The following is a 22,405-nucleotide window of genomic DNA, read 5'->3' on the forward strand; positions in this document are numbered from 1 at the left end:
GTGTGGGAATCGCTGTTCGAGGGGCCGGAGCCCTCGGAGGGGCTGCGCGAGATGTGGGCGGAGGGGCTGGGGACCAATCCGGCCGCGCCCGACGATCTGCGGCGCGCTCTGCTGGGCCGCTCCCGGTACCTCCTGTGGTGCAGGCTGTCGGCCTCGGTCGTGGACGCCGCCGTCGCCCACCCGGAGTGGGAGGTGCGGGCGCTGCTGGCCGAGCACCAGCCGAACCTCACGGCCGAGCACTGGACCCGGCTGATCCTGGGCGAGCAGAAGCCCAGAAACCTGTGGGTCCTCACCATGTTCGCGGCGGACCGGCGCGACGGGCTCACCGAGGCCGCGTACGAGCGGGCGGCCACCGCCCCCTCGGCGCACATCCGCGCGGAGGCCACCCGGCCGGCGGGGCTGCCCGTACGGCTGCTGACCGCGCTGGCCCGCGACCCGGAGCCCGGCGTACGGGCCGCCGCCTGCCCGCGGGCCTGGCCGCATCTGGACGGGGCGGCCCGGCAGGGGCTGCTGGCCGACCCCGAGGGCACGGTCCGCGTCGCCGCGCCGCTGCGGCACCACGAGGAACAGCCGCTGTCCCGGTCGGTCTTCGAGGCCGAGGACCTCGGTGAAGGTGCTGTCCAGAGCTGTCATCTGACGCGCGACCTCGCCGAGCACCTGACCCACCACGGCACCGAAGCCCAGCGGTGGCGCCTCGCGTGCAACTTGCGGCTGACCCCGGAGCTGGTCGCCGTGCTCGCCCAGGACACCGACAGCAGTGTCCGCCACGCGGTGGCCGTACGGCCGGAGCTCACCGAGGAGCAGCGGGCGGACATCCGCGTGGACATCGACCCGAGCGCGCGCTCCCACACGCTCGCCTGGGTAAAGGCGCTCCACGACGACCCCGAAGCGATGCGCCGTCTGGCCGCCTCGTCCCATCTCCTGGTACGCCGGAGCGTGGCCCGCGCCAAGCGTCTGCCGCCGGACGTGGTCGAACGCCTCGCCCGGGACGAGGACCGCGTCGTACACCTCTTCCTGGCCGAGTCCTGCGACGACGCGCCCGCCGACCTGCTGATGGGGGTGTGGCAGTGGTGGACCGGCAGCCTGACCTGCCCCGACCGGCCGCGCGGCCATCCGAACTTCCCGCGCCACGGCCTGCTCCGGTACGCCGACGACCCCAGCCCGCGCATGCGCCGACTGGCCCTGGACGACCCGGCGTCGACGCCCGAGCTGGTGGAGCGGTTCGCCCGGGACGCCGACAACGATGTACGGCGCCGGGCCGCGGAGGATCCGCGGCTGCCGGTGGACTCGGCGGTGCGGCTGCTGGACGACCCCGAGTGGTACATACGCTGGATGGCGCTGCGCCACCCAGGGCTGCCGGTGCCGGTGCTGGTGCGGCTGCTGCGGGATCCCGCCACCGCGGAGAATGCGGCCGCGCATCCGACGCTGCCCGTGGACGTCATGTGGCGGATGATCCGGCAGCCTTGAGGCGGGTGACGGGGCTGGTCACTCCCCCGCGATGGCGGCCAGCAGGGCCACGTTGCCCATCAGCAGGCCGCCGTCCACGGGGAGGGTGACGCCGGTGATCCAGGCGGCGTCGGAGGAGGCCAGGAAGGTGATGGCGGCGGCGATGTCGGCGGGTTCGCCGACGCGGCCCAGGGGGTAGACGCGGGCGGCACGGTCGAGGGCGTCCTGTCGGCCGTCCCAGTTGGGGGTGCGGATGGTACCGGGGGCGACGAGGTTGACGCGGACGCCACGGCCGGCGGCGTGGCCGGCGAGGGTGCGGGTGAGGCTGGCCAGACCGGCTTTGGCGGCGCTGTAGGCGTGGTTGCCGAAGTCCCGCTCGCCGTTGACCGAGCCGACGTTGACGATCGCGCCCCGGCCGCCCGCCGCGGCCAGATGGGGCAGCGCGGCGCGGGCGCAGCGGAAGGCGCCGGTCAGGGTGATGTCGAGGTCCTGGTGCCACGCGTCGTCCGGCTGGTCCTCGAAGAGTGGGGTGTCGGGGGTGCAGGACAGGGCATTGTTGACGAGCACGTCGAGTGCGCCGAAGCGGTCCACGGCGTACGTGATGGCCGCCTCGACCGCCGTACGGTCGGCGACGTCGCAGGCCAGCGACTCGGCCTCGGCGCCGTCGGCCCGTATTGCCGCGGCCGCCTTCGCGGCCCGCTCGCCGTCGAGGTCGGTGATCAGCACCCGGGCACCCTCGGCGGCGAAGCGGCGGGCGGTGACCTCGCCGATGCCCCGTCCCGCGCCGGTGAGTACGACCGCATAGCCCTCGAACCGCCGCACTTTCCGCTCCTTCCGACACCGGGTCAGCGCCCGTGAAGCGCCCCGCCCGGATACGGGGCGTCGTCATGGTCACTGCCCGGCCGGGGGCGGGCGCAGACGTCCCGGTGGCCCCGGGGGTGCTTCAAGAAGGGGGCTGGACCGGCGCCGGGCGCTGGGGGCGGCTCGCCTTGACCCGTTCCACCGCGGCCAGCAGATCCGCCTGGCCGACCCGGTTCCGCCCCGTCAGCAGCGCCTCCGCCGCCGCGTCGATCACCGCGCGGCGGATGTCCCGCCCGGTGACGTCGTCGACCCCGGCGAGGGCCCGCGGGGAGACATCGCCGGCCAGGGGCAGCGTCTCGGGCAGGTGGCGGCGCCAGATCTCGGCGCGGGCCGCCTCGTCGGGGACCGGGAAGCGGACGTGCCGGACGCGGCTGTCGAAGGCGGTGTCGTAGCTGCTCACCAGGTTGGTGGCGAACACCGCGAGCCCCTCGAACCGGTCGAGCGCGGTGAGCAGTTCGCTGCGCATGGCGTTCACCGCGTGTTCGGAGCCGTGGCTGGTGGTCTCGAAGCGGGCGGACATCAGCCCGTCCGCCTCGTCGAGGAAGAGCACCGCGCCCTGGGTCGCGGCGGCGTGGAAGAGCGCGTCCAGGTTCTTGGGGCCCTCCCCGTGGTACTTGCTCTCCAGCTGTGAGGCCCGGGCGGCGATCAGCGGGCGGCCCAGCCGGTCCGCGATGGCGTGGGCGGCCATCGTCTTGCCGGTGCCGGGCGGGCCTTCGAGGTTGACCGCCGAGCTGGGATGCGGCTGGATGGTCCGCAGCCCCCACTCCTCGAACAGGGTCCGGCGCCGCTCCACGATGTGGATCGCGCGCAGCAGCTGCTTCATCGTCCGGTCGGGCAGCACCAGCCGGTCGAAGGTGTACAGCGGCGCGGCGGCGGTGAAGTGCTCGGCCCGCTCGGCCACCGACGGGCCGTCCGCCTCCGCCTTCGCGGGTGGCCGGTCCGCGGGCCGGTTGGTGATGGTGACGGTGAGCGGTTCCGGCCCGTGGTGGCCGCCGAAGGCGTCCACGGCGGCGATCAGGCGGCTGCGCAACAGGGCTGCCTCGACCTCGTCGGTGCCGCCGGGGATGCCGGTGACGGCGAAGGCGGTATGCGCCGCCGCCCCGCCGGGCCGTAGGGGGTGGCCTTCGGGCCTGGTGTTCCTCTTCACTGCGGTCCTCCTCTCGCCGCGTGGACGGCGGTCGTCGGCGGTCGTCGGCGGTCGTCGGCGGTCGTCGGCGGTCGTCGGCGGTCGTCGGCGGTCAGCCCCAGACGGCGACCTGGTGGGTCCGGTGGGCGCCGCGCACCCGCTCGTCGGCCCGTTCGCCCTTGACGCGGCGGCTCTCGACGAACTGTTCGCGCGAGGTGTCGAAGACGCCCTGGATGTAGCTGACCTTGCCGTCGCGGATGGACTCCGCGACCGTGACGCAGCGCAGGTCGGGGTCGAGCTGCAGCCGGTCGCTGCGGGCGCGGAACCAGTCTGCGAGGTATTCGATGGTCACGATCACGACGTACACCACCGCGACGGCGCCCAGCCCGCCGAGCCCGAGAAGGACGGTCGTCAACAGACTCAGCACGGTCACGCCCCTCCCTCGAAGACGATCAGGTCCGTGCCGCCGAAGGCGGCGGCCAGCTCCTCGTCGAGCCGCTGGGCCCGGCAGACCCAGACCGGCGCGTCGGCCGTCCCGGTGCCGCGCAGCGGGGTGCCCTCGGCGTCCAGGAAGAAGGTCTGGACGAGGTATTCGCGGCCCCTGCGGCGCCGGAGCACCGCTCCCCCCGCAGCCTGAGGCACCGCGGCGTGGTTGCGCACCAGGAACGCCACCACCTCGGAGTAGCCGAGGACCGGGTGGAGCGGCACCCGCCTGGCGCTGAGGCCGCTTTTGGCCTCGCCGACCTGGTCGCCCAGGTCCATGAGCCGGACGATCCGGCGGAGCATCCGGTCGGCGGTCTCCAGCACCCGGTCGGCCTGCGCGGCCCCGCCCGCCGGCCCCCTCGCCGACCCGCTCGCCGCGCTCGCCGGCCCGCTCCCCGCCCCTTGGACGGCCTTCTCGTCGGACATGTGTGTCTCCCCCCGGCTCGGCAGACCCCGCACCCCGCGGGGGCCTGCCTCGATGCTCCTCGTCGTGCATGTCACTCTTCGTCCCCCGCGCGGGCGGGCAATCGCGCCCGCCCGTGTCGTCCTCTGGTACGACAGGGACCGACTCGGCCAGGACAGAAACCGACAGCCCACCGGGTCGGTCACCGCTCCGCCGTGAGCTTCCCGGGCGGGTGCGCGCCCAGGGCGTTGAGCCTGCGCAGCAGCAGGTCGGGGTTGGTGTGCCGGGAGCACACGTACATCGCGAACATCATCCGGACGTCGGCGGGCTTCGAACTGATCCCGCACGCCGTCATCGCCCGGTCGATCTGGGTCTTGACCGTCGAGACCTTCACATTCAGCGCGGCCGCCGACTCCTCGTACGAGTAGCCGTCCGCGTACCACTCCAACACCCGGACCTGGCCCTCGCTCAGACCCGCCGCCCAGTCGGAGAACACCACGGGCTCGCGGGGCGGCGCCTGTTCGGCCGACGCGGCCATGTAGAGGGCGTCCAGCAGGGTGAGCTGGCCGAGTCCGGCCTGGACGCACTGCTGCCGGAAGGCGGACAGGTCCTTGCGGTACTGGCCCTCCTCGACGCCCAGCTCCTCCAGGATCCACGGCACGCGCCCGCCCCGGGCCGTCTTGAACAGCACCTCGGCGAGGTACGCCGGGAGGGTCAGCCCGCACTCGCGCACCGCCGTCTCCAGGGCGGAGGCCAGGTGGGGCTTGAGCCAGTGCGGGTGGTGGCGGGCGTCCCAGACCGCGTTGGCCAGCACGGCGGGCCCCACGGTCTTGCCGAACACCGCCTTCGCCCCGCACACCCAGGGGGCCACCCGCTGGCGCCACTGCTCGGCCGCGGTACACACCACCACGTCCGAGCGGCGCACCAGTTCGGCGAACTCCTCGGCCGTCGCCACCCCCATCAGGTCGGCCACGCACACGTCGTAGTCCGCGCCGCTGATGCGCAGTTTCCTGACCGAGTCGACCTCGCTGACCACGGTGAGCCGCGGGTCGTCGTTCAGCGCCTCCACCAGGCCGCGTCTGGTCATCTCATGGTCTTCGACCACCGCCACCTGCAGCGGCTGCCGGTCGTCCCGTTCCGCTTCCGACGTCATACGGACGCCCCCCTTTTGCTCGGCTCGGCATGTGCTCTATGGCTTCTTCCGGGCGCGGGCGGCCGACGTCACCGGGAGGGTGAGCGTCACCTGTGTGAGCCCGCTGACCGACCGCACCCGCAGCGCCCCGCCCCGCTCCCGCAGCAGCCGCTCGTGGACGGCGAGCGACCTCATCCGGCTGACCCCGGCCGCCAGCACCTCCGGCGGGAACCCGGCGCCGTGGTCGGTGACCACCAGCTCCACCACATCGCCGCCCTCCCCGGCTTCCCCGCTCTCCCCGCTCTCCGGCGCGGGCATCACATCCACATGCAGCACCGCGTCATGCACCCCCGCGCTGCGCGGCACGTTGATCAGCAGCGCCCGCAGAGCGGGCTCCAGCAGCTCCACCTCGGACGGCGGGATCCTGGCCGCCGCGCCGACCACGCGGTCGGGGATGATCGGCTCCACGGTCAGCCGGTCGTTGGTGGCCAGGGCGACCTGCCGGTGCACCATGCCGATCAGCGGCACCGCCTCGCTGAACCGCCCGGTGGCGATGAAGGTGGCCAGCCGCTCCCGGGCCACCACCGCGGACTTGCGCAGCGAGTCGAGCTGCCCGGGGTCGGTGATGTCGACCCGCTGGAAGGCGTTGAGGGTGTGCCCCAGGTGGTTGTGCAGCTCGATGGCGAGCAGTTTCCGCTGCTCCTGTTCATGCAGTTGCAGGCTCATATCGCCGAGGTCGGCGCCCAGTTGCAGCAGGAAGAGGCCGCCGCGCCGGATGAGGTAGGCCAGCGCCACATAGCCGGTGAGCCCGATCAGCACATCGGAGCGGCCCAGCGCCGACGGGTCGCCCAGGGCGATGACCGCGGCGTACGAGGCGGCGACGGCGGCCGTGCCGCCGACGAGCACGCGCAGCCGCTGACCGAGGGCCGAGCCGATGCCCGCGCCGGAGATCTGCTCGGTGGTCAGCACCAGCAGCGGGGCCATGTCCGCGGCCCGGTTCTCCCCCACGATCAGGGCGCAGGCCCATAAGAAGACCACGGCGGAGCCCAGTTCGACCGCCGCCGTGGTGGAGTCGTACACCGTGGGCCCGTGCTCCGCCGCTCCGGCGGACCGCGCCGCGTCCGGCTCCGCACCGGTGTCCCGCGCGAGCACGCGCCGGTGGTTGCGGAAGATGTGCAGCACGAACCACAGTGACTCGGCCAGCACCGCGAGCAGCAGCGTCAGCGCGCGGCCGGGGTGCCGGGTGTGCCCGGCGATACCGGGCACGGTCACCGCCAGCTGGATGCCGTGCATCAGCCGGAAGATCAGCAGGATGCGGAGCATCTGCCATTCCATGTCGCGCCAGGCCAGCCGGTGCCGGTCGACCGGCGGCGCGGCGCCCGGTCTGCGCCGCCGGTACGGCACCTTCGCGCCGGGCGCACGACGCCCCTCTTCGGTCCCCTGTTCCGTCCGCTCCTCCGGCCGCGCAAGCGACGGCCCCCGGTGCAGAGCCACGCGGTTCCCCCGCTTCCCCCGAACCCCCCTGCTCCCGGCGGCCCACCGCCCGCGAGGGCGCCGACCAGCCGGAAGGCCTTCCAGTGTGGGGAAACGGGGGGCGGTGGAATAGGGACCCTTGGCCCCTGGAACCCGCTTGTGCGAGTGCCCAGCGGCGCACGGAGTCAACAGGGGGCGTACGGCGCGCTCACCGCGCGCCGGGGCACGCGTCCGCTCACTGATCGCGCCGGTGCACACCGACGACGGTGATCGCCGCCGCGGCGACCGCCCACACCGCGTAGACGGTCCAGGCTCCCCCGATCGTCCACGGGTAGTGCAGCGCGTGGTAATCAACCGCCACCAGCCGACGCCACGCCTGGTAGAGCGTGTCATGGGAGGCGACCGCCGACCAGTGGCGGCCGTCGGTGAGAACCATCGGCAGTACCAGGAGAACCAGGACGGAGGCGATCATGGTGCCCGCGGTCTGCCGGATGACCGTGCCGAGCGCCAGGCCGACGAGCGCGCACAGCGGCGCGAGGAGCGCGGACGCCACCACCACCCGCAGCGCGCCCGGGTCACCGAGCGAGACGCCCGCGCCCCGCTGGTCCAGGATCGCCTGGGTCGCGGCGAACGAGACCCCCGCGACGAACGCGCCGAAGACGGCCGTGACCGCCGTGACCACCACCGCCTTGGCCGCCATCACCGAACGGCGCGCCGGAACGGCCGCGAACGTCGTACGGATGGTGCCCGTGGCATATTCCCCGACGATCGCCATGGCACCGAGGGCGCCGAGCGCGAGCATCATGACCGTGGCGGCGTTCACGGTGAAGGCCTCGTCCAGCGGAATGCCGGCCCGGACGAAGTCGGCCCGGTGCCCCGCGTTCTGCTCCGACCAGTACTTGTAGGTGTCATAGGCGGTGCCCACGTTGAACCCGATCACGACCAGGGCGGTCACCCCGTACCCGATCCAGGTCGAGCGCAGCGACCGGAGCTTGATCCACTCGGCGGCGACCAGATCGCCGAACCGGGAGCGGGGCTCGGCGGCTTGAAGGTGCACGGCCGTCGCGGTCATCGGGAGTCCCCCGCGAGGTACTGGACGCTGTCGGCGGTGAGCTCCATGAACGCCTCCTCCAGGGAGGCGGACCGGGCGCTGAGGTGGTGCAGCGGGATGCGGTGCACCAGCGCGATCTCACCGATCCGGGCCGCGCTCAGCCCGGTCACGATGAGCAGCCCGCCCTCCGCGCGCACCGCCGCGCCCTCAGCCGCGAGCAGGTCACGCAGTATGTCGGTGTCGGGCGTGCCCACCGTGACGCCCTGCCGGGTACCGCGGGCCGAGAAGTCTTCAAGGCTCTCCGCCGCGATCAGCTCGCCCCGGCCGATGACGATCAACTGGTCGGCGGTGTGCTCCATCTCGGACATCAGATGGCTGGAGACGAACACGGTGCGCCCCTCGGCAGCCAGCCCCCGGAACAGCTCCCGCACCCACTTCACGCCCTCCGGGTCCAGGCCGTTGAGCGGCTCGTCGAAGAGCAGCACCGGCGCGTCGCCCAGCAGCGCGGACGCGATGCCGAGCCGCTGCTTCATGCCCAGCGAGAAGCCGCCGATGCGGCGCCGGGCGACCTGGGCGAGACCGACCCGCTCCAGCACCTCGTCGACCCTCCGCCGCGGGATGCGGTTGCCGCGCGCCAGCGCGGACAGGTGCGCCACCGCGCTGCGCCCGCCGTGCACCTCCTGCGCGTCGAGCAGCGAGCCGACGTGGCGCAGCCCGCGGGGGCGGGAGGCGAAGGGGCGGCCCTCGACGGTGACGGTGCCGCTGGTGGGCTCGTGCAGGCCGAGGATCATCCGCAGCGTGGTGCTCTTGCCCGCGCCGTTCGGCCCCAGAAACCCGGTCACGTGACCGGGGTCCACAGTGAAGGTCAGGTCCGTGACGGCCGTCGTGCCGCCGTATCGCTTGGTGAGTCGGTTGACTTCGATCATGTGGGCAACGGTGCCGGTGGGCGGCCGTGCCCGTCGTCGGCCCGCCGCTGACAATCGCCGGGCGCCGGTGTCGACCCTGGTTGTACAGCCACGGTCCGATGTCCGGCCTCCAGCCCCGTGGTTACGATCTGGCCATGTCCGCCTCTCCGCCTCTGCCGCTGCCGCTGCTCAAGCGCATACCGCCGGGCCTGTGGGCGGGGCTGGTGTGGTTCGCGGCGGCGTTGGACCCCATCGTGAAGTACGTCCTGATGCCCCCGCGGCAGGAGTACTCGCTCAGCTACCCCCGGCAGGGCCTGGACCCCCTGTCCGCCAAGCTGCTGCTCGCCGTCGCCTTCGCCCTGGTCCTGACCGGAAGTGCCCTGCTCCACCGCAGGACTTCGATGGGGTACGGGCTGCTGGTGGCCGGAACGGTCGCCTCGACGCTGGCGTGGCGCCAGGACCAGATCCCGCCCATGCAGTACCTTGGAGTGGACGTCGCCCTCTGCTACGTCGCGGTCGTCCGGCCCCGGCGTAGCTCGCTCATCGCCGCCGCGGCGGCGCTGGCCACACTGCCCTGCTACGTCGTCCTGAGGCTGGGCCTGGGCATCCACGACGGTGGTGTCATCCCCGAGCCGTACATCGCCCTGACCGTGGTCATCGGCTGGCTCGTCGGCAACTCGGTGCGCCAGTCCCGCGTCCACACCGAGGAGTTGCACGCCCAGACCGCCGCCCAGGCCGTCACCGCCGAACGGCTGCGGATCGCCCGCGAGATGCACGACACGGTGGCCCACAGCATCGGCATCATCGCCCTGCAGGCCGGCGCCGCGGCCCGGGTCATCGAGACCCAGCCGGGCAAGGCCCGCGAGGCGATGCTCACCGTGGAGAAGACGGGCCGCGAGACGCTGTCCGGGCTGCGGCGGATGCTGGGCGCGCTGCGCCAGGCGGACCGAGAGGCCAACGGCGAGTCCAACCGGGAAGCCGACCGGGCACAGCAGCCCGCCCGGGCGCCGCTGCACCCGGCCGCGGGCCTCGCGGACGTGGAGCGGCTGGCCATGACCACGACCGCCGCCGGGGTCCGGGTGGAGGTGTGGTGGCAGGGCAGGCGCCGGCCGCTGCCCCCGGACATCGACCTCGCGGCGTTCCGGATCATCCAGGAGTCGGTGACCAATGTCGTACGGCACTCCGGCGCCGACTCCTGCCGGGTGAGCGTCGACTACGGCGAGGACGAGCTCGCCATCGAGGTCCGCGACCGCGGCAAGGGCACCGGCGCGGACACCCGGCAGGACACGGGGTACGGCCTGGTCGGCATGCGCGAGCGGGTCGCCCTGCTGCACGGCGACTTCACCGCCGGGCCCAGGCCCGGCGGCGGCTTCCGGGTGGCGGCCCGGCTGCCGCTCCCGGCGGCGACAACTACAACGACAGCGACCGCGACGAAAGCGGAGGCCGCAGCGGGATGACCATCCGTGTCGTACTGGCCGACGACCAGCCCCTCGTGCGCGCCGCCCTGCGGATGGTCATCACCGACACCCCCGACGTCGAGGTCGCGGGCGAGGCCGGGGACGGCGCCGAAGCGGTCCGGCTGACCGCCGAACTCGCCCCGGACGTCGTGGTGATGGACATCCGGATGCCCGGCATGGACGGCATCGAGGCCACCCGGCTGATCACCACGGGCCCCGGCGCAACCCGCGTGGTTGTCCTCACGACCTTCGACGACGACGATTACGTCTACGGGACGCTGCGCGCCGGCGCCTCCGGGTTCCTGGTGAAGGACATGGCCCTGGACGACATCCTCGCCGCGGTCCGCGTCGTCGCCGCCGGGGACGCCCTGATCGCCCCGGGCGTCACCCGCCGGCTGATCAAGGAGTTCGCCGCCCGCCCCGCGGCCACGCCCCCGCGCCGGGCGGAGCTGGGCGGCATCACCGACCGTGAGCGCGAGGTGCTGACCCTGGTCGGCAGCGGCCTGTCCAACGCCGAGATAGCCGAGCGGCTGTGCATCAGCGTCGCCACCGCCAAGACCTATCTGACCCGGCTGCTCGCCAAGCTCGACGCCCGCGACCGGGTGCAGCTGGTGATCCTCGCCTACGAGGCGGGCCTGGTGGCGCCGTCGGGGTCCTCGTCGCACACATCGCGCCCGGGAGGGGTCCCGGTGGCGCTCGCGGATGATGTGCCGACAGTCACCGAGGTGGAACAAGGAGATCCGCGATGACTCCCGTGCAAGTCGATTGGCTGTCCATAGTGCTCGGCCCCTTGGTCCTCGTCACTTTGGCGATTGCCTTCTTCACCGCGCGTTCGGCGTCCAAGAGGGGCGAGCCGATGCCCGGCTGGGGGAAGGTCCTCCAGGCGGTGGGGATCACCCTCGCCATGCTCGTGGCCGTCGCCAATATGACCTGGGGCGGTGCCTGAGACCGGAAGAACGAGGTGCTGCCCCAGGTCAGAAGGCGACTATCCACAACGGCGCGATTACGTAGTGCATGCGTCCTGGTGCGTGCGGTACCGTGATGGTCACTCTTCGTTACGATCGGGAACCTGAGGTGGCAGCCATGGCCCGCGTCTGGGAAGCCGACCCATCGGCCTTATTCGTCAAGCGATTGGGCACGTCAGCGGAAGAGCTGGGCAACTCTACGGGCAGGGAGGAGTGCCCGGACATCTGGCAGCTCAGCAGCGGCGACATCGCCGTCATTGGTCGTGATCTGACCGCTCACTACGGTTCGCGCCTGCCGGAAGGCGTGGCAGTCGGGGCCGACGAACGGATCGTCGTCATTCCCGGCAACATGCTCAGCGCGGCGAAGCCGGACATCCCCGATGCTTGACGTTCGCGCTCCCGCGCTCCCCGTAGAGCGCGGGCAACGACTCGGGCGCGAGGAGTACCTTCGGGATTTCCGCGCCCGGGATGCGGCCATCCGCAACGGCGAGTCCTGGAAGCTTGAACGGCTCCAGCACTTCGAGGAGGTGGGCGTTCCATCCCGTGACGCACTGCGACGCGGCGACTGGGACATGGCACTGCGCTTACTCGAAGAAGGCCGTGAGAACCTGCGCGGAATCCAAGCGGACGAAGAGGCCCGTGGCTCGGTGTTCCACCGCGTACGGGTGGTCGAGGAGCCGCTGACCCCATACGTGCAGTGGGAGCTGCATACGCTGCGGATCAGTGCCGAGTACGGGGAGCGGGTGCGGATCCTGCCTGATGGGATGATCGCCTCGGCCGAGACGGACGGACTGCTCCCGGAACTGACCATTCAGGACGGCAAGGTGCTCTTCCGCGTCCTGTACTCCGACACCGGGGTGCCGGACGGCGCGATCCGCTTCACCGACCCGGACATCGTCGAACCGTGGACGGAGTACGTGCGGGAGGCCTACGCAACTGCGGAAGACATCGCCTCCTACTTCGACCGCGCCGTCGCGCCGCTGTCGCCGCCCCCGGCGGCTTGACCCAGAGAGGACGCACTCATCGGCACGTCGGCAGACGCCAACGGTTCGCCCGGAGACTCGGCCAACGACCTCTCCGGCTCGTCCCGCGATGTCGTCCAGGCGGGGAATGTCACTGGTGACATCCACTTCCACCAGGCACCGGAAGCGTCCGACCGTCCGCGGACCGTCCCTCGTCAGCTTCCTGCCGACGTTTACACTTTCGTCAACCGGAATGATGAACAAGCCCAGTTGCATGCCATTCTCCCCGGACGGGACGGCGGCCAAGCCCGCGTGTCCGTGCATGTGGTGGTCGGCACGGCGGGGGCAGGCAAGACCTCGCTGGTCCTGCGCTGGGCTCACCAGGTGAAAGACCGCTTCCCGGACGGCCAGCTCTTCGTGAATCTCCGGGGCTACGATCCGGGAGAGCCCGTCACCGCCGAGCAGGCGTTACGCCGTTTCCTGCGCGCGCTCGGCGTGGCCTCGGGCGACATACCGCAGGACGTGGACGACGCTGCCGCCCTCTACCGTTCCCTTCTCGCCGACCGCCGGATGCTCATCCTGCTCGATAATGCCGCCACCGTCGGCCAAGTGCGCCCGCTGCTCCCCGGCGGCGGGGACAGCCTCACCGTGGTGACCAGCCGCAACCGCCTGGCCGGCCTCGCCGTACGCGAAGGCGCCCGCAGGATCACCCTCGGTGTGCTTCCCGAACCGGAAGCCGTCGAACTACTGCAGGCTGTCACACGGGACTACCGAGCGGGAGACGACCAGGACAAGCTTTCGGAGCTGGCCAGGCTGTGCGCGCGCCTCCCGCTCGCACTGCGTATAGCCGCAGAGCGAGCAGCCAGCCACCCTCATCTCCGACTCGACGACTTGCTTGCCGACCTGCGTGACGAGTCCGCGCTCTGGGACGCGCTCAGCACGGGAATGGACGAAGAGGCCGAGGCCGTCCGTACGGTCTTCGCGTGGTCCTACCGCACGCTGCCGCCGCACTCCGGGCGGCTGTTCCGGCTCCTTGGCCTGCACCCGGGGCCCGAGTTCGGGCTCCACGCCGCCACTGCGCTCGCCGACCTGCCCCTCACCCGCACCCGGCAACTCCTCGACGACCTCGTCGGCGCCCACCTGCTGGAGCAGAGCGGTCCCGACCGCTTCCAGTTCCACGACCTCCTGCGCGCCTACGCCTCCGACCAGGCCAACGATGAGGAACCGGCCGAGCAGCGGGAAGCCGCCCTGCGTCGCGTGCTGGACTGGTACCTGCACACTGCGGACGCGGCACAGACGTGGCTCCAGCCCGGCGAAGACCACGTGCGGCTGTCCGAGACGACCACGCTTCTGCCACCCCTGGAATTCTCCGACTACGACGCCGCCGCCGATTGGGCAGAACGCGAACGCATCGCCTTCCCTCACCTCGTACGATCCGCTGCCGCCGCCGGGCTGCACGAGCACGCCTGGCAGCTGACCGCAACGCTGTGGAATGCGTTGTCCGCTTCGGCATCCTTCGCGGACTGGCTTGACTTCGGGCTCATCGGTCTGGCGTCCGCCGAGCGCGTGGACGATACGGACGGACAGCTTCTGCTGCTCAACCAGCTCGGTATGTCGTACCGATCCGTATCCCAGCTCGACAGGGCAGTGCACTACCTGGACCGCGCGCTCCTCCTCGCCCGCAGTGCCGGAATACCCATGGATGAGGCGCATGCCCTCAACCTCATGGGGCTCATCCACCTGCGTACCCGTCGACTCGACGCCGCCGCCGAACACTTCGCGCAGGCCATCGACATCTTCCGCGAAGTGAACGGTGACCGCTGGGCTGCCTCCGCTCTGTCCAACCTCGCCGGCACCCACCTGGAAGCGGGCCGCCTCCGGGAGGCGGACGACGCGATCGAAACCGCCCTCGCCGCTCACCGTTCCCTGGACAACCAGCAGAGCGTGGGCAACGCTCTGTGGCTCACCGCGAAACTCCGTCGTGAGCAAGACGAGACCGAGGCGGCCCGCCAGGCCATCGACGAAGCTCTCGAGATCGCACTGAGCCTGCGCAATCGTGGGCTGGAAGCCTTCTGGCTCCTCACCCTCGGCGACATTCAGCGCGCCAACGGACAGCACGGCGATGCTCTGGCCTCCTACCAGCGCTCAGCCATGCTCCACCGACGCCTCGGTGATCGCGGTCGCGAAGCCCTGGCCTGGCGCGGCACGGGGCAGACGTACGCCGGAACAGGCCGCCAAGGCGACGCTGCTGCCTTCCACCGCCAGGCCGCAGCCGTCCACAGCGACCTCGGGGACACGTGGGAACTCGCCGTGGAGCTCGACCACCTGGCGGCAGCCGTCCAACCAGAAGACGCCGAGGCGGCTCGCGCTCACTGGGCCGAGGCCCTGACGCACCTGGCTCCGTATGCCGATCCCCGGGCCATGGCCGTGCGCTCACATGTGGAGAGGCAACTGGCCGAACCCGGGGAATGACAGCTGATGGCGAGCGTCACTTCAGGTCTTGGTGAAAGACTTCGGCGCGTGCCGCACGCCAGACTGTGCGCAGCCCTGCCGCCGTGTCGCAGTCTTCACCGTGTGTCCGGCACCGGTCCTTGCAGACTGCGGCATGCGTGATAAACGCGGACCATGCCTGCGACTCAGCCTCGCGGGCCGGGTTCTTGTCGGCGCTCGCGGGACGGTACTGCGCGCCAGCGGAAGTCTCATCGTCCGCCCGTGCGTGTTCGGTCATCGGGTTGCCCCTCTCGGGCCGGTGGCCGGTCCGGCCATGCCCAGGCGGAGCGAAAGGGCGTGCTTCCGTTCCTCATGCACGATCACGTGGGCCCGTACGAGCGGGCCCGTGTCCACCCACTCTGTCGGTGGTGCCGACGGGGGCGAAGCATGCCGCGCGTTGCGGCGCGTTCGTTGGGAGGGGACGCGGGGCGGCCATACGTCCGGCGTCGACTGCTCGCGCCTGCGGCACTGCACGGATGCCGAGATCGAGTCCAACTACGTCGACACGCATGGCGCGTCCGTGGTCGGTTTCGCCTGCACCGAGCTGCTGAACTTCCGTCTGCTGCCAAGGCTGAAGAACATCGGCAGCATCCGCCTGTACCGCCCGGACGACACCCCGCCAGGCTGGCCGGCGCTCGGTGCCACGCTGACGCGGCCGATCCGCTGGGAGCTGATCGAGCAGCGGTACGACCAGATGGTCAAGTACGCCACCGCGCTCCGCCTCGGGACGGCGGAGGCCGAGCAGGTGCTGCGGCGCTTCACCCGCGGCGGCCCCAAGCACCCCACCTACGCCGCGCTCGAAGAACTCGGCCGCGCAGTGCGCACGATCTTCGCCTGCGACTACCTGGCCTGCGCCGGGAGATCCACGGCGGGCTTCAGGTCGTCGAGAACTGGAACTCGGCGAACACCGTGCTGCACTACGGCAAAGACGGCGCCCTGACCGGCCCGGTTCGGCCAGGACCTGCTGGACCAGCAGGGTGTTGACGTGGACGAGCGCGGAGGACCGGCGCGGCCTGACCGCGCTGTTCTGGTCCAATGTCAACCCCTACGGCACCTTCCACCTGGACATGAACAAACGCCTCGACCTGGGGCCGGCCGCCACTGTGCCTCACCCCCGCACCCCGGCCGACACCGACGGCCGATCACGTACGGAGACACGATGAAGGACTTCCAGGACCTCATCGGTGGGGGACGGGTACGCCTACGGAGCGGAGTTTGGCCTCGGTGAGCGCGGTCACCCGGGCTGAGATCGGTGCCTGGTCCTCGCGGTGATTGTTGATCAGCTTGTACTGGGCCGCAGCCTTGGCCCATGCCTGCAGGCTGGCGTGATTTCCCAGCAGCGCGGGGTTGGCGAGGTAGCGGGCGGCCATGGCGGTCGCGAGTTCTTCGATCCTCGGGTCGTCCGGTTCCCAGATCTCCGCCTCCAGGCCGCGCTTGATCAGGTCGACGTACTCAGGGTCGTCGAGCCCGTGTTCAAGCTGGGTCAGGAAGCCGTCGAAGCCCTCCGGCACCAGCGCCCGGGCCAGTACCAGGGCCTCGCGTTGCGCGGCCACAAAGTCAGGGCTGAAGCCGAGGCCAGGCATCCGGTCCAGAATCGCGCAGGCGCGGTCGGGCAGCAGCGCCCGGTCGCCGTCGGCGAGCCGGTGCAGCGTGTCGCGGCGGGCGACAAGCTCATCAATGCGTTCGGTGAGCTGCCGCTCGACGTCGGCGAGCGCGGAGCCGAACTGCTCGGCGTCGGCGTCGAGCATGGGCCCGATCTCGGCCAGCGGCACGCCTGCGGCTGCCAACGTCCGTACCTGCACCAGCTGCAGCAGCTCGCCGGATCCGTACCGCCGATAGCCGGAGCTGTCACGTTCCGGCTCCGCGACCAGGCCGAGCTTGTGGTAGTGCCGCACCGTCTTCACCGTGACGCCGACGAAGGCCGCCGCCTGCCCGATCGTGACCCCGTTCCTCATCAGCCCAGCTTGCCGCAGAACACCGCGTCGACGAAACGCTGCTGGGCGGTCTGGAATGCCGGTGCTATCGACAGGTCGGCGTCGTCCACCCAGGTCAGCCCGGCGGTCAGGGTCTTGCTGCCGTCCGGGGCGCCGTACATCAGCGCCGCCGAGCCCATGGTGGCGCCGTTGTGGTGGAAGACGGTGCCGCCCTCCGTTTCCTGCGCGAACACTCCCAGGCCATAGCCGACCGTCGCCTCCGGCGTGCGCATCTCTGCCAGCAGCTCGGCCGACAGGAGCTTGCCGCCCATCAGCGCGGAGAAGTACGTGTGCAGATCCTCGGTGGTCGAGATCATGTCGCCGCCGGCTCCGACCCAGGACGGGTTCTGACGGGTGACATCGACCGTCCGCTCCTGCCCGGCGTCCTCGTAGCGGTAGTAGCCGTGGTTGTGCGGCTCGGGGATCTCCGGCGAGGCGCCCGGCGCCACGGTGCCGGTCATCGCCAGCGGCCCCAGGATCAGCCGCTGCAACTCCTCGGCGAACGAACGGCCGGTAACCTTCTCGACCACCAGCCGGGCCAGCACGTAGTTGGTGTTGGCGTAGCTCCAGCCCGTACCCGGCGCGAACCGCATCGGCTTGGACAACGACAGCCGCACCAGCTCTTCGGGCAGGTAGGTCTTGAACCGGTTGTCCACCCACTCCTTGCCCTGCCAGGGGACCCCCAGCACGATCGTCCCGTCCTCGTAGAGCTCGCCGGTGTGGTTGAAGATCCCGCTGGTGTGCTGCAGCAGCATCCGCACAGTGATCCGCCGGTCGAGACCGAACTCAGGCAGGTAGTCATCGGCCGGGGCATCCAGGCCGATCCTGCCCTCGGCCACCAGCATGAGCACCGAGGTGGCGACGAAGTTCTTGGTGCTGCTGCCGACGCGGAAGTGCCCGTTCGTCAGTGGCTTGGCGCTCTGACCCAGCTCGCGCACACCGGCGCTGCCAACCCACTCGCCCTGCTCGTCATTCACCCGGAGCTGGATCCCTACGAAACCGGACTCGGCCAACTCCTCGATCGCCTTCTGCAGCTCCGGACGATCCTGCCCCTGGCCGGAAAGGTTGGTGGACATGTTGCTCCTTCACATCGGTTGTGCCCGGGTCGGCGTCGTATGCCGATGCGACGAGCGTCCACCCTGCCCCAAGGTCAACCTCAACTGTGATCCAGCCCACGGTCCCTTCCAGTCGGCGTGGCTGGCAGGGAGGACTCCCGGCCCCAGTCCGGATCCTGGCCGCCCGCTTCGCTGACCCGTGTCGGGACTGCTCCGGCTCCCAAAAACCGCCGCCGGCCGCATGCGGTCCCTGGCCGGGACGGCCTGGCCCCGGCGCACCACCAACCGTCGCACGGGCCGCCGCCGGGAGCCGGTGCGGGCGAAGGTCACTGAAGAGCGGCCCGCAACGCCCGCACCAGTGCCTGTGCGCGGGGGTCGGCCGTGACTCCGCGCTGCATGCCGTTGGTGACATAGCCGAAGCCGATGCCCGCGTCGGGGTCGGCGAAGGCGAGGGAGCCGCCGCGGCCCGGGTGGCCGAAGGAGCCGGGGGTGAGGAGCGGGGAGGCCGGGCCGTGCAGCATGTAGCCGAGCCCGAAGCGGGTGCCGACGACCAGCACCTCGTCCGGCCCCGCGGACTCTTCCGTACGGGCCAGGGTCACCGTCGCGGGCGCGAAGAGGCGGCCGCCGGACCGCAGGGGGCCCGCCGGGGGCAGCGGGTCCGAGGGCAGCGGGCCGATCAGCGCCGCGTAGAAGCGGGCCAGCGCGTCGGCGGTGGCCACGCCGCCCGAGGCGGGCAGTTCGGCCTCGAGATAGGCGGGGTCGTTCTCGTCCGGGGCCGGGCTGATCGCCTCGAAGGCGCGCCGGGTGAGCGAGTCGGGATTCTGGTACGCCTCGGCGACCGACCGCTTGGGCCGCAGCCGCGGGCCCTGCGCGGCGGGCGCGGGCGGGGCCTCCACGGGCCCGATCCGGCCGACGCGGCCGCGCTGCTCGTCCGGCAGCCCGAGCCACAGGTCGAGCCCGAGCGGCCGGGCTATCTCCTCGGCTATCCAGCGGCCGATGGTGCGCCCGGTGACCCGCCGGACCAGCTCGCCGATCAGCCAGCTGTAGGTCTGCGCGTGGTAGCCGTGGGCGGTGCCCGGCTCCCATACGGGCCGCTGGGCGGCGACCGCCCGCGGGCCGTGGAAGCCGTCGATGGCCTGGACGGGGGCCAGCGGGTTATCCAGCACGGGCACCCCGGCGCGGTGGCTGAGCAGATGCCGTACGAGCACCCGCTCCTTGCCGTTCGCCTTGAACTCCGGCCAGTACGTGCCGACCCGGCCGTCCAGGTCGAGCTGGCCGCGCTGGTGGAGCAGCAGCGGTACGGCGGCGGCGATGCCCTTGGTGACGGACCGGACGACCTGCGCGGTGTCCTGGGTCCACGGCTCGCCGTCCGCGCCCCCCTGAACATCCTTCGTACCGCCCCACAGGTCGACGACCTTGTGGCCCTCCCGGTACACGACCACGGCCGCACCGCGCTCGCCGCGCCGGTCGAAGTTGTCCACGAAGGCGTCCCGGACTGGTTCGAATCCGTCGGCCACCGTGCCTTGGACGTCCACCACTGATCCGTACTCCCACCATGCCGAGGGCGATGCGTGCACCCCCATGGTGCATCGCCCCCGCCGGATGCCTCAGACCGGGGCCGTCACCGAGCGGGGGTCGAAGCCGAAGGGCAACTCCAGTCGATGTTCCCGCATCAGGGCCTCATCGCACAGCAGGTCCTGGGTACGGCCGTCGGCGGCGATCACTCCGCCGCTGAGCACCACGGAGCGCGGGCACAGCTCCAGCGCGTACGGCAGGTCGTGGGTGACCATCAGCACCGTGACGTCCAAGGAGCGCAGGATGTCGGCCAGTTCGCGGCGCGAGGCGGGGTCCAGGTTGGAGGAGGGCTCGTCCAGCACCAGGATCTCCGGCTCCATGGCCAGGACGGTCGCGACCGCCACGCGCCGCCGCTGGCCGAAGGAGAGGTGGTGCGGCGGGCGGTCGGCGAACTCGGCCATGCCGACCCGCTCCAGGGCCGTGACCACCCGCTGCTCCAGTTCCGCGCCGCGCAGCCCGGCCGCGGCCGGGCCGAACGCGACGTCCTCGCGCACCGTCGGCATGAACAGCTGGTCGTCGGGGTCCTGGAAGACGATGCCGACGCGGCGGCGGATCTCGGCCAAATTGGCCTTGGCGACCGGCAGCCCGGCCACCGTGACCGACCCGGCGCCCGCGCCCAGAATGCCGTTGAGGTGCAGGACCAGGGTGGTCTTGCCCGCCCCGTTGGGCCCGAGCAGCGCGACGCGCTCGCCGCGGGCGACGGTCAGGTCGACGCCGAAGAGGGCCTGGTGGCCGTCGGGGTAGGCATAGGCCAGGCCGCATACCCGGAGGGAGGGCGCGTGGGAGGGCGCGTGGGAGGGCGCGTGGGAGGGCGCGTGGGAGGGCGGGGTGGTCTCGGCGGTCGTTTCCGTCGGGGAGCCGGTCATATCCATATCCATCCGGTCAGGCAGACCACCAGAGCGGTCAGCGGGAGGGCCCCGGCAAACAGCCACTGGGCCCGGGTCGCCGTCATATCGTCGATCACCGGCATCGTGCCCGCATAGCCCCGGCTGATCATCGCCAGGTGGACCCGCTCGCCGCGCTCGTACGAGCGGATGAACAGCGCCCCGGCCGATTTGGCGAGCACGCCCCACTGGCGCACCCCGCGCGCCTCGAAGCCGCGCGACTGGCGGGCGATCCGCATCCGCCGCATCTCGTCCGCGATGACGTCCCCATAGCGGATCATGAACGACGCGATCTGGACCAGCAGCGACGGCATCCGCAGCCGCTGCAGCCCCAGCAGCAGGGCGCGCAGCTCGGTCGTGGAGGCCAGCAGCACGGACGCGGCGACCCCGAGCGTGCCCTTGGCCAGGATGTTCCAGGCGCCCCACAGGCCGGGGCGGCTGAGCTCCATCCCGAGCACCGCCACGCGCTCGCCCTCCGCGACGAACGGCATCAGCACGGCGAAGGCCACGAAAGGGATCTCGATCAGCAGCCGCCGCAGCACATACCCCGCCGGAATCCGCGCCACCGCCGCGACCGCCGCCAGCGCCACCGCGTACACCCCGAAGGCCCACACGGCCTCGCGCGGCGTGGAGACGACGACCAGCACGAAGCAGAGCACCGCGGCGATCTTGCACTGCGGAGGGAGGGCGTGCACCGGCGAGCGGCCCTCCCGGTAGAGCTTGTGGGCGTGGCCCGCGCCCATGTCAGACCGTCTCGGAGTCGTGTGCGGACGGGATGGCGGCGGGCCCCGCGGCCTTCTTGGCGCGGCGCCGTACGACGACGAACAGCCCGGAACCCACGGCGAGGGTCGCGCCGACCCCGATCACCCCCGCCAGGCCGCCGGAGAGCCGGGCGTCGGTGATGTCCTTGACGCCGTAGTCGGCGAACGGGGAGTCCTTGGCGGCGTGGTCCTCGGTCTTCTTGTCGATGCCGTTGTCGTGGGCGACCTTCTCCAGGCCGTCGGGGCTGGCCGACGCGTAGAAGCTCACCACCCCGGCACAGAGCAGTGCCGCCGCGACCCCGACCGCCCACACCCGCCGCGTGGATCGCCGCGCCGCCGCCATGGGCGGCGCCGCCTCACCACCGGGCCGAGCCGCCCGCGCGGCAACCGCGCCGGCATCGGCGGCGGCCGCGCCGCTGGGCGCGGCTCCCGCTTCCTCATCGCGTTCAGCAGCCCGAGCGGCGACGCCGCCCACGGCCGATGCGGCCGTCGCCGCGGAGACCGCGGCCGAGGCGGCGGGCGCCGCGTCATCGGCCTCCGCCGCAGGCCGCGCCGGGGCGGCCACCGCCGCGGTGCGGATCTCCAGGGTGCGCGTCAGCCCCCGGGCGCCGTACACCAGGTCAGGCCGTACGGCGACCACCGCGCCCACCGTCAGGGCCGTGATCGCGGCCTCGCCGATGCCGATCAGCACATGGACGCCGACCATCGCGGTGAAGACCTTGCCGAGCGAGACATGGGTCGTACCGCCGAGCGCGTAGATCGCGGTGAAGGCGACGGCCGCGGCCGGTACGGAGACCAGCGCGGCGACGAAGGAGGCGACGGTCACCGAGCGGCGCCGTCGGGGGGCGAGTTTCAGGGTGCCGCGGAAGACGGCGTACGCCACCACCGTGGTGACCACCGCCATGTCCGTGATGTTGACCCCGAGCGCGGTGAGGCCGCCGTCCGCGAAGAGCACGCCCTGCATGAGCAGCACCACGGAGACGCACAGCACGCCCGTGTACGGGCCGACGAGTATCGCGGCCAGCGCCCCGCCGAGCAGATGCCCGCTGGTCCCGGCCGCGACGGGGAAGTTCAGCATCTGTACGGAGAAGATGAACGCGGCGACGAGACCGGCCAGCGGCGCGGTGCGCTCACCCCCCGAGCCGACAGAGCCGACAGAACCAACAGAGCCACTGGAGCCGTCCAGCTCCCGCCGGGCGCCGCGCAGGCTGACGGCGACCGCCGCCGCCGCGATCACGCCCGTCGCCACGGACACCGGGGCGTTGATGAATCCGTCGGGGACATGCATGACGGGGCTCCGCTTCTGCGCCGGGGGGTCCGCTTCATCCACGGAATCCGCTCATCCGGTGATCCGCGCGATGATGGTAACCCGTTATTGCAAGCTATTAGCAAGAGCGCTGTAC

Annotated in this window: 24 protein-coding genes; 9 read left to right on the forward strand and 15 right to left on the reverse strand. The window is 71.9% G+C overall.

Annotation, left to right across the window (positions count from 1 at the left end):
• Entirely contained in the window at positions 1-1,467 is a 1,467-nt protein-coding gene (locus tag PV419_RS10370; protein WP_319687668.1) for a PE-PGRS family protein, read from the forward strand.
• Positions 1,468-1,485: 18 nt separating this feature from the next.
• On the opposite strand, the gene PV419_RS10375 is transcribed toward PV419_RS10370, so the two are convergent.
• From PV419_RS10375 to PV419_RS10410, 8 genes are all read right to left on the reverse strand, one after another.
• Positions 1,486-2,268, reverse strand: coding sequence for an SDR family NAD(P)-dependent oxidoreductase (locus PV419_RS10375; protein ID WP_319687669.1), 783 nt, complete (start codon positions 2,266-2,268; stop codon positions 1,486-1,488).
• 121 nt (positions 2,269-2,389) lie between these two features.
• Positions 2,390-3,454, reverse strand: coding sequence for an ATP-binding protein (locus PV419_RS10380; protein ID WP_319687670.1), 1,065 nt, complete (start codon positions 3,452-3,454; stop codon positions 2,390-2,392).
• Positions 3,455-3,545: 91 nt separating this feature from the next.
• On the reverse strand, positions 3,546-3,866 hold the full coding sequence (locus PV419_RS10385; RefSeq protein WP_319687671.1) for a hypothetical protein: 321 nt from the start codon (positions 3,864-3,866) through the stop codon (positions 3,546-3,548).
• Entirely contained in the window at positions 3,863-4,342 is a 480-nt protein-coding gene (locus PV419_RS10390) for a hypothetical protein (RefSeq protein WP_319687672.1), read from the reverse strand. The genes PV419_RS10385 and PV419_RS10390 overlap by 4 nt, the downstream gene beginning before the upstream one ends.
• Positions 4,343-4,521: 179 nt before the next feature.
• Positions 4,522-5,472: a DNA-binding response regulator gene (locus tag PV419_RS10395; protein WP_319687673.1), complete on the reverse strand. Its 951-nt coding sequence runs from the start codon at positions 5,470-5,472 to the stop codon at positions 4,522-4,524.
• Between the two features lie 36 nt (positions 5,473-5,508).
• A complete protein-coding gene (locus PV419_RS10400; protein WP_319687674.1) occupies positions 5,509-6,945 on the reverse strand; it encodes a hypothetical protein in 1,437 nt (478 codons plus the stop codon).
• Positions 6,946-7,159: 214 nt separating this feature from the next.
• Positions 7,160-7,996, reverse strand: coding sequence for an ABC transporter permease subunit (locus tag PV419_RS10405; protein ID WP_319687675.1), 837 nt, complete (start codon positions 7,994-7,996; stop codon positions 7,160-7,162).
• Positions 7,993-8,901: an ABC transporter ATP-binding protein gene (locus PV419_RS10410; RefSeq protein ID WP_319687676.1), complete on the reverse strand. Its 909-nt coding sequence runs from the start codon at positions 8,899-8,901 to the stop codon at positions 7,993-7,995. The genes PV419_RS10405 and PV419_RS10410 overlap by 4 nt, the downstream gene beginning before the upstream one ends.
• Before the next feature lie 134 nt (positions 8,902-9,035).
• Between PV419_RS10410 and PV419_RS10415 the strand changes: the two genes are divergently transcribed.
• The 6 genes from PV419_RS10415 to PV419_RS10440 all read left to right on the forward strand — a co-directional run bounded on the left by PV419_RS10415 (position 9,036) and on the right by PV419_RS10440 (position 14,736).
• Complete coding sequence (locus tag PV419_RS10415; RefSeq protein WP_319687677.1) at positions 9,036-10,337, forward strand: sensor histidine kinase; 1,302 nt, start codon at positions 9,036-9,038, stop codon at positions 10,335-10,337.
• Positions 10,334-11,086 carry a response regulator transcription factor gene (locus PV419_RS10420; protein WP_319687678.1) on the forward strand — a complete coding sequence of 251 codons (753 nt, stop codon included), beginning with the start codon at positions 10,334-10,336 and terminating at the stop codon, positions 11,084-11,086. Before PV419_RS10415 ends, PV419_RS10420 begins: the two co-directional genes overlap by 4 nt.
• Positions 11,083-11,283: a hypothetical protein gene (locus PV419_RS10425; protein WP_319687679.1), complete on the forward strand. Its 201-nt coding sequence runs from the start codon at positions 11,083-11,085 to the stop codon at positions 11,281-11,283. Before PV419_RS10420 ends, PV419_RS10425 begins: the two co-directional genes overlap by 4 nt.
• 137 nt (positions 11,284-11,420) lie before the next feature.
• Entirely contained in the window at positions 11,421-11,690 is a 270-nt protein-coding gene (locus PV419_RS10430) for a hypothetical protein (protein ID WP_319687680.1), read from the forward strand.
• The gene (locus PV419_RS10435) at positions 11,683-12,306 is read left to right on the forward strand and encodes a DUF6879 family protein (protein ID WP_319687681.1); all 624 of its coding nucleotides are present in this window, start codon (positions 11,683-11,685) and stop codon (positions 12,304-12,306) included. Before PV419_RS10430 ends, PV419_RS10435 begins: the two co-directional genes overlap by 8 nt.
• A 270-nt stretch (positions 12,307-12,576) precedes the next feature.
• Positions 12,577-14,736: an ATP-binding protein gene (locus tag PV419_RS10440; RefSeq protein ID WP_319687682.1), complete on the forward strand. Its 2,160-nt coding sequence runs from the start codon at positions 12,577-12,579 to the stop codon at positions 14,734-14,736.
• 16 nt (positions 14,737-14,752) lie between these two features.
• Here the strand turns inward: PV419_RS10440 and PV419_RS10445 are convergent, their stop codons facing one another.
• A complete protein-coding gene (locus PV419_RS10445; protein WP_319687683.1) occupies positions 14,753-14,992 on the reverse strand; it encodes a hypothetical protein in 240 nt (79 codons plus the stop codon).
• Between the two features lie 108 nt (positions 14,993-15,100).
• Between PV419_RS10445 and PV419_RS10450 the strand changes: the two genes are divergently transcribed.
• A complete protein-coding gene (locus PV419_RS10450) occupies positions 15,101-15,694 on the forward strand; it encodes a Tn3 family transposase (protein WP_319687684.1) in 594 nt (197 codons plus the stop codon).
• Between the two features lie 40 nt (positions 15,695-15,734).
• A complete protein-coding gene (locus tag PV419_RS10455; RefSeq protein WP_319687685.1) occupies positions 15,735-15,917 on the forward strand; it encodes a hypothetical protein in 183 nt (60 codons plus the stop codon).
• 15 nt (positions 15,918-15,932) lie between these two features.
• Here PV419_RS10455 and PV419_RS10460 read toward each other — a convergent pair whose 3' ends face one another.
• The 6 genes from PV419_RS10460 to PV419_RS10485 form a co-directional block, all read right to left on the reverse strand.
• Entirely contained in the window at positions 15,933-16,709 is a 777-nt protein-coding gene (locus tag PV419_RS10460; protein ID WP_319687686.1) for a MerR family transcriptional regulator, read from the reverse strand.
• Positions 16,709-17,803, reverse strand: coding sequence for a serine hydrolase domain-containing protein (locus tag PV419_RS10465; RefSeq protein WP_319687687.1), 1,095 nt, complete (start codon positions 17,801-17,803; stop codon positions 16,709-16,711). The genes PV419_RS10460 and PV419_RS10465 overlap by 1 nt, the downstream gene beginning before the upstream one ends.
• A gap of 305 nt (positions 17,804-18,108) precedes the next feature.
• Entirely contained in the window at positions 18,109-19,365 is a 1,257-nt protein-coding gene (locus PV419_RS10470) for a serine hydrolase domain-containing protein (RefSeq protein WP_319687688.1), read from the reverse strand.
• 24 nt (positions 19,366-19,389) lie between these two features.
• Positions 19,390-20,223 (reverse strand): ABC transporter ATP-binding protein, encoded by an 834-nt coding sequence (locus PV419_RS10475; RefSeq protein WP_319687689.1) that lies wholly within the window; start codon positions 20,221-20,223, stop codon positions 19,390-19,392.
• Positions 20,220-20,984: a cobalt ECF transporter T component CbiQ gene (cbiQ, locus tag PV419_RS10480; RefSeq protein WP_319687690.1), complete on the reverse strand. Its 765-nt coding sequence runs from the start codon at positions 20,982-20,984 to the stop codon at positions 20,220-20,222. Before cbiQ ends, PV419_RS10475 begins: the two co-directional genes overlap by 4 nt.
• Before the next feature lies 1 nt (position 20,985).
• Positions 20,986-22,290: an energy-coupling factor ABC transporter permease gene (locus PV419_RS10485; RefSeq protein WP_319688162.1), complete on the reverse strand. Its 1,305-nt coding sequence runs from the start codon at positions 22,288-22,290 to the stop codon at positions 20,986-20,988.
• Between the last annotated feature and the right edge of the window lie 115 nt (positions 22,291-22,405).

The organism is Streptomyces sp. ME19-01-6 (assembly GCF_033793745.1).
GTDB lineage: Bacteria > Actinomycetota > Actinomycetes > Streptomycetales > Streptomycetaceae > Streptomyces.